At 67.2% G+C, this 5,895-nt stretch carries 5 protein-coding genes; all 5 read right to left on the reverse strand.

Annotated elements, in window-relative coordinates; all coding sequences use genetic code 11:
* Positions 1-2,251, reverse strand: a 2,251-nt coding sequence (locus tag DD1DGNOD_RS17830) for a type I polyketide synthase (RefSeq protein ID WP_241255812.1), incomplete at its 3' end; no start/stop codon positions are given.
* Between the two features lie 321 nt (positions 2,252-2,572).
* Positions 2,573-3,223: an SGNH/GDSL hydrolase family protein gene (locus tag DD1DGNOD_RS17835; protein WP_131767611.1), complete on the reverse strand. Its 651-nt coding sequence runs from the start codon at positions 3,221-3,223 to the stop codon at positions 2,573-2,575.
* A gap of 477 nt (positions 3,224-3,700) precedes the next feature.
* On the reverse strand, positions 3,701-4,627 hold the full coding sequence (locus tag DD1DGNOD_RS17840) for an alpha/beta hydrolase family protein (protein ID WP_131770660.1): 927 nt from the start codon (positions 4,625-4,627) through the stop codon (positions 3,701-3,703).
* Between the two features lie 111 nt (positions 4,628-4,738).
* Entirely contained in the window at positions 4,739-5,263 is a 525-nt protein-coding gene (locus DD1DGNOD_RS17845; RefSeq protein WP_241251635.1) for a YiiD C-terminal domain-containing protein, read from the reverse strand.
* A 130-nt stretch (positions 5,264-5,393) separates the two neighbouring features.
* The coding region (locus DD1DGNOD_RS17850; protein ID WP_283234722.1) for an acyl-CoA dehydrogenase family protein at positions 5,394-5,895 on the reverse strand (502 nt) is incomplete at its 5' end.

A 5,895-nucleotide genomic window follows, 5' to 3' on the forward strand; every position in this document is an offset into this window, starting at 1 on the left:
CGGGCAGCAGGCGGGCGTTGAGCTGCCGCTGTTTGCATTCCTGGACGACCTCGCCGACCGCCTGGGTGTCCCCGCCGACGACCACCTGGTCCGGCGCGTTGTGATTGCAGATCACCACGCCCGGGAAGGCGCGGAGAATGTCGGTGACCTGCTCACGCGTGGCCTGAACCGCGGCCATGGTGCCCGGGTCGTGCTCGGGATCCTCGGCGGGCGGGGCCATCGCCTCGCCGCGGGCGCGGGCAAGCCGGAAGAAGTCCGCGTCGTCCAGGGCGCCGGCGGCCCACAATGCGGTGAGTTCCCCGAAGCTGTGCCCGAGAAATCCCGAGCAGCGCAGGCCCAGCTCGGCAAGATAACGGAACTGGCCGACCGAGAGCGCCCCGATCGCCGGTTGCGCGTACTCGGTCCGGCGAAGAGCGGTTTCCTGCGCCTGGCGCAGCTCCGCGTCGAAGACGGGGGGCGGGTAGATGATCGCACCCAGCCGGCGGTCGGCGCCGGCGAACGACTCGTTCGTGTCGTCGACGGCCCCCGCCACGGTCGGGATGTTGAGCACCGCCTCCAGGCCCATGTCCAGGTACTGGCTGCCCTGCCCGGCGAACAGCGCGCCCACCTTCAGGTCGGCCAGTGCCCGGTCGCGGAAGAACACCCCCGACGGATGCGACCACTGCGCCGCGTCCGGGGATGCGGCGAGCTGCTCGACGGCCAGGGTGAGCAGGCGCTGGGCGCTCTCGTCGTCCGCGGCCACGAACCCGACCCGGGCGTTGCCCGCCGGGATCGGTGCGGTGTCCTCCGGCGCGGCACCGGAACGCAGCAGCTCCAGCAGGGTGGCAGTGTCGGCCGCGTGCCAGATGTAGGCCCGGGCCGTGCGGTGCAGCGTCGCGACGGCGCCGCGGTCGCCGGTGTGCTCCTGGAGAACGACGTGGAAGTTCGTCCCGCCGAAGCCCATCGCGGAAGTGGCGGCCCGGCGGACCGGCCGCTGCGGGTCACGGATCCACGGGCGGGTCCGGGTGTTGACGTACAGCGGCCCGCCGGTGAAGTCGATCGCGCTGTTGGGATGTTCCACGTTGATGGTCGGCGGCAGCATCTTGTGGTGGAGGGCGAGTGCGAGCTTCATCAGGCTCGCCGTGCCCGCGGCACCCTTGGTGTGGCCGATCTGTGACTTCACGCTGCCGATCGCGGCGAAGTGCCGCTCGCCGGTCGCCTCGGACAGGACCGCGTGCAGCGCGGACAGCTCGGTCTTGTCCCCCACCGCGGTGCCGGTCGCGTGCGCCTCGAACAGCTCGACGGACGCGGGCGAGCAGTCGGCGTCGGCGTAGGCCCGGGCCAGCGCCAACCGCTGGCCTTCGGCGCGGGGCGCGTAGATGCTCTTGGAACGGCCGTCGCTGGACGAGCCGATACCGCGGATGACCGCGTAGATGCGGTTGCCGTCCCGCTCGGCGTCGGCAAGACGCTTCAACGCGATCATGCCGATGCCCTCACCGATGAGGGTGCCGTCGGCGGAGTCGTCGAACGGCCGGATACGCCCGCTTTTGGACAGGGCATGGGTCTTGCTGAAGCACATGTACCCGAAGATCGAGTTTTCGGTGTCGGCGCCACCGGCGATCATCATCTCGGCCCGGCCGTCAACCAGCTCGGCCACGGCCATCCGGACGGCCGACAGCGATGCCGCGCAGGCCGCGTCGACCGTGCAGTTCATCCCGCCCAGCCCCATGCGGTTGGCAACCCGACCGGCGACCACGTTGGCCAGCAGCCCCGGGAAGGAGTTCTCCTCCCACGGCGCGAACGCCTGGACGTATTTGGCGGCGATGGCCTGGGCGTCGGATTCGGTGAGCCCGCAGCTGCGGACCACCTCCTTCAGGACGGGGGTCGACAGGCGGGCCGCCAGGGGGTGCATCAACGGGACCGGCCCGGTAACCCCCAGGACCACCCCCGTCCTCGAGGCGTCGTACCAGTCGGAGTCCGTCGCACCCGCGTCACGCAGCAGATCGCGAGCCACGATCAGGCTCAGCGTCTGCATGACGCTGGTGACCTCCAGCTGGTTCGGCGGAAGACCGAACTCCAGCGGATCGAAGTCGACGTCGGGGACGAAGCCGCCCCGGCGCGAGTAGGTCATGTCCGGGACGGTCGGGTCCGGATCGAAGTAGTCATCGAGGTTCCACCGGCTCGCCGGGACGTCCTGCGTGCAGTCCGTCGCATCGACGATGTTCTGCCAGTACTCCCGGTAGTTATGGGCGTTCGGGAAAAGACCGGACATACCGACTATCGCGATCGGGTTGTTGGCCAGGCGCCGTTGCGCCAACTTGTCGCCGCTCACCGTCTTCCTCTCCTAAGCTTTGTCGCAGCGGGTGATCCCGACCTTTTCCGTGCTCTCGGGCCGTCCGCCGGCGGGTTCTTCGGATCCGGCGTACCGCGCCGGCGTCCCCTGACGTTCACGAGCACGCGAAAGAACCATGATCACGAAATCTTCGACCAGCTGTGCCTTTCCGTGACCCGGGGACCCGGACCTCCCGGATCGGCTTCCGGCCCCCGGATCCGGTGAGGAATCCCGGCGCGAGAAAAACCGTGATCGTGTTGGCTAGTACGACAGCGGTCCGGCACCGACGCCGGCGAAAGAAGATGCCGTGTTCACCGCCACCATGCCGGTGGCCAGGCCGACGAGATCCGCCATGGCTTCGGCGAAGCGGCGATGACCGGCGGGGCTCGGATGCAGACCGTCGGCCGACCACATGGCCGGGTCCGTCCACTCCTGGCTGTTCACGACGTCCAGGCAGAGCGCGCCGGTACGTGCGGAGACCTCCCGCAGGTACTCGTTCGCCTCGGCGAAACGGACCCGCAGGAGCTGCTGGAAGGAGGCCGGCAACGGAAGGTTCCGGGGGATATCCGCATAGGTCGCGGTAAACATCACCGTGTCCGGGCCGTTCAACGTCGTGAAAATCGTCTCGATATTCCGCCGGAAGCGGGCCGCGTCGTAGTCCCGGATCAGGTCGTTGACCCCGGCCACGAACCCGATCAGCGGAGCCTTGTTCACCAGCGCGACGCGAAGCTGCCGGTCGACCACGTCCTGGGTGGTCGCGTCGAAGGTTCCCAGGTTGAGGTAGCCGTTACGCGGGATCCCGAACATCTCGGCGAACCGGGGTACCCAGCCGTAGTACGTCCCGTCCGGGGCGGGGTCGCCCCGGCCCTCGACGAAACTGTCGCCGAAGACCGTCATCCGTGCTTTCGCCATCATGCTAACCGACCCATCCCATGCTGGCCGTGGAAAGATTCCCGGAATGGGCGCTGACCCGCCCGGCCGTGAGATCGTCACACATTATTAATACCCCTGTCACTTCATCCGGCAGGTGTCGGTGCGGGTATTCGCCAGCGAGCTTCCTCTGAATTGTGCGGAGCATCCGGAAGAATGGTCAACGCCAATCCTGGATACCTATTGCTCGATTGCGCGGGACGATCGACGACACAAGTGCGAAAAAATCAATTCTTTGTTCCGATATTTTTCGGAACATTCCGGCGGAGTTCACCGTCCTGCAAACTCGACCGCACTCCTCTGCGCACCCGAAGAATACTATCCGAATTGTTCGGTCCGGCCGGAAAGCGTCCCGCCGGAACGTGCGCCCGCAGCAGAACATGCACCGGATCGGCGAAACCGGTCCGGGAAGTCCGGAAGCCGATCCGGCAGGTCCGGAAGGCCCAGCTCCCCGAGCCACTATGACGACGCCGGCGGGAGGTGCCCGTGAATGATCCAGCTGGCCGCCGCGGACCCGATGACCCTACTGTCTCTGATCCACTCGAAGTGGTCGCGATGCTTCACCCCGGACCGGCCGTCAACGTGCCACCGGGTGACCTTTGCGGCGGAAAGCCGCGCACAGAGGAAGTCAACGTTGGAACTCGGCACGAGCACGTCGTGCTCTAGGGAGATCGCCAGCACCGGGACGTCCAGCTCACGCAGCATCCGGTCGTAGTTCCGCTTCGTGCCGCGAGGCTGGTAGCGGCCGGTGCGGGAGTGCCGTGCCCAGTCGGTCATGACCCCGCCCGCCATCGCACCGCCGATGACCATGCCACCGGGCCAGTAGCCGCGGATCCGAGCAACCAGACCGATAGTCTGGATCTTCCAGAGGGCTTCCCAGCGCTTCGGACCGAACGCCTTCCAGTACACCGATCCCGCGCCGATGATGCAGATTCCGGTGACGTCGTCGCGGGCCGACGACGCATAGAGCACGGAAAGCTGGCCGCCGAGGCTGTGTCCGAACAGGTACAGCGGAGCCTGGGAGAACCGTGCGCGGACAGCTTTGACGACAGCCGGAAAATCAACCTCGAGCAGCTCTCGATAACCGAATTTCGATCGCGGGTGGAGGCTGGGCAGGCTCTCCCCCTGGGCCCGCAGGTCGCAGGTCGCGACGGACAGGCCGGCCGCGTGCAGCGTTTTCGCCAGTGGCAGGTAGAACTTCGCCTTGAGTGCCATCGCCGGCAGAATCAGCACCACCGGGGCAGTCGGGTCCTCCTGGGCAAGCACCCGGATCACAAAGGTGACGTTGTCGTCGAGGGTCACCCGAATCGCTTCGAGCGTGGCGAACTCCGAGGGGCGCCTGGTCGCGCCGTCGGACGTGTTATGGCCCGTCGAGCTCACGGACATGAGGACTCCCGTCACGGCGTGTGGACTCCTGGTACCTTCCGTACTACCACCGCATCGTAAAACGATCTGAAAACACCGCTTTTCCCCGGCCGCAGGCCTCCGGGCGGCTGTTCAGCTCGCCGTGATGTTGCAGAAGTAGTCGAAGTGGAACTTGGCCACGAGCACGTCGGCGTCGTCATAGAGCAGCGCCTTGCCGTCCAGGTCGAACTGTTCCGCGGCATCGCTGGCCAGGACCCGCCGTACTTCTCTGTCGTCCACGGTGGCAATCGCACGGATCCGGCCGACGGCCGGCTTGCGGAAGGTCGACCGGGCATCCCGGACCACCATGCGCTCGACCTGGGCAAGACGGGGCGCCAGGGCGCCGGCCGACGCGGCGGCGCCGGCGATGTCCGCGGCCAGGAAAAGCGCACCGGCATGAACCGTACCCAGGTGGTTGGTGAGGTTCTTGCTCACGGGGATCTCGACGATCGCGCGGTCGGGGCTCACCTCGGTGATGCTGACTCCGGCGAACCGACCGAAGGGCACGAGCGAGTTCGCGATCTCACGGATCCGCTCGTAGTCGACAACCCCGCTGGTGGCTTCGCTGAATATCGCATACCCGGTCTGGGCGGGCGAAACCCGCGTGTCATTCGTCACGCCTATCATCCCAACACTATTTGCCTACCGGCCTGTGAACAGGTGTCGAACCGACTACCGGAGGAAGCGGAAAAGAAGGTGAAGTCACCATGCGGGACGATGACGTCCGCACCGTTGCGACGGCGCCGGCTCACCGGTAGGCGCGCAGCACCCGACGGGCGATGGACCAGCGGAGCACCTCGGAGGGACCCTCGTAGATCCGGAAACCCCGCGCCTCGACGAGGAATCGGGCGACCAGCTCGTCCTCACATACACCGAGTCCGCCGTAGAGCTGGACCGCGCGGTCGAGCACGCGCCAGACAGCCTCCGACACGAAGGTCTTGGTGATCGATGCCGCGTGGCGCGCGGCGCCACTGACCGCGCCATGCTCATCGATCACAGCGGCGGTCGAGTGGATGAGCGCTCGGGCGGCCGCGATATCGATCTCGTTGTCGGCGACGTGGGCCTGGGCCATTCCATGGTCGGCAACCGGTATCCCGAACGCCTTGCGACCGACGATCCGCTCGGCGGACATCGCGTGCGCCCGAACGGCCAACCCCAGCCAGGTCATGCAGAACGTGACGCGTGAGGGAGCCATCCGCACCTGGGCGTACTCAAGGCCGCTTCCGACCGCCCCGAGCACGGCGTCGTCG

It is taken from the genome of Candidatus Protofrankia californiensis (assembly GCF_900634765.1).
In the GTDB taxonomy this organism is placed as follows: Bacteria; Actinomycetota; Actinomycetes; order Frankiales; family Frankiaceae; genus Protofrankia; species Protofrankia californiensis.

Bases quoted from the DNA above. Each gene is read 5' to 3' on its own strand.
- DD1DGNOD_RS17835 (WP_131767611.1), bottom strand. From the start codon at position 3,223: ATGGCGAAAGCACGGATGACGGTCTTCGGCGACAGTTTCGTCGAGGGC.
- DD1DGNOD_RS17840 (WP_131770660.1), bottom strand. From the start codon at position 4,627: ATGTCCGTGAGCTCGACGGGCCATAACACGTCCGACGGCGCGACCAGG.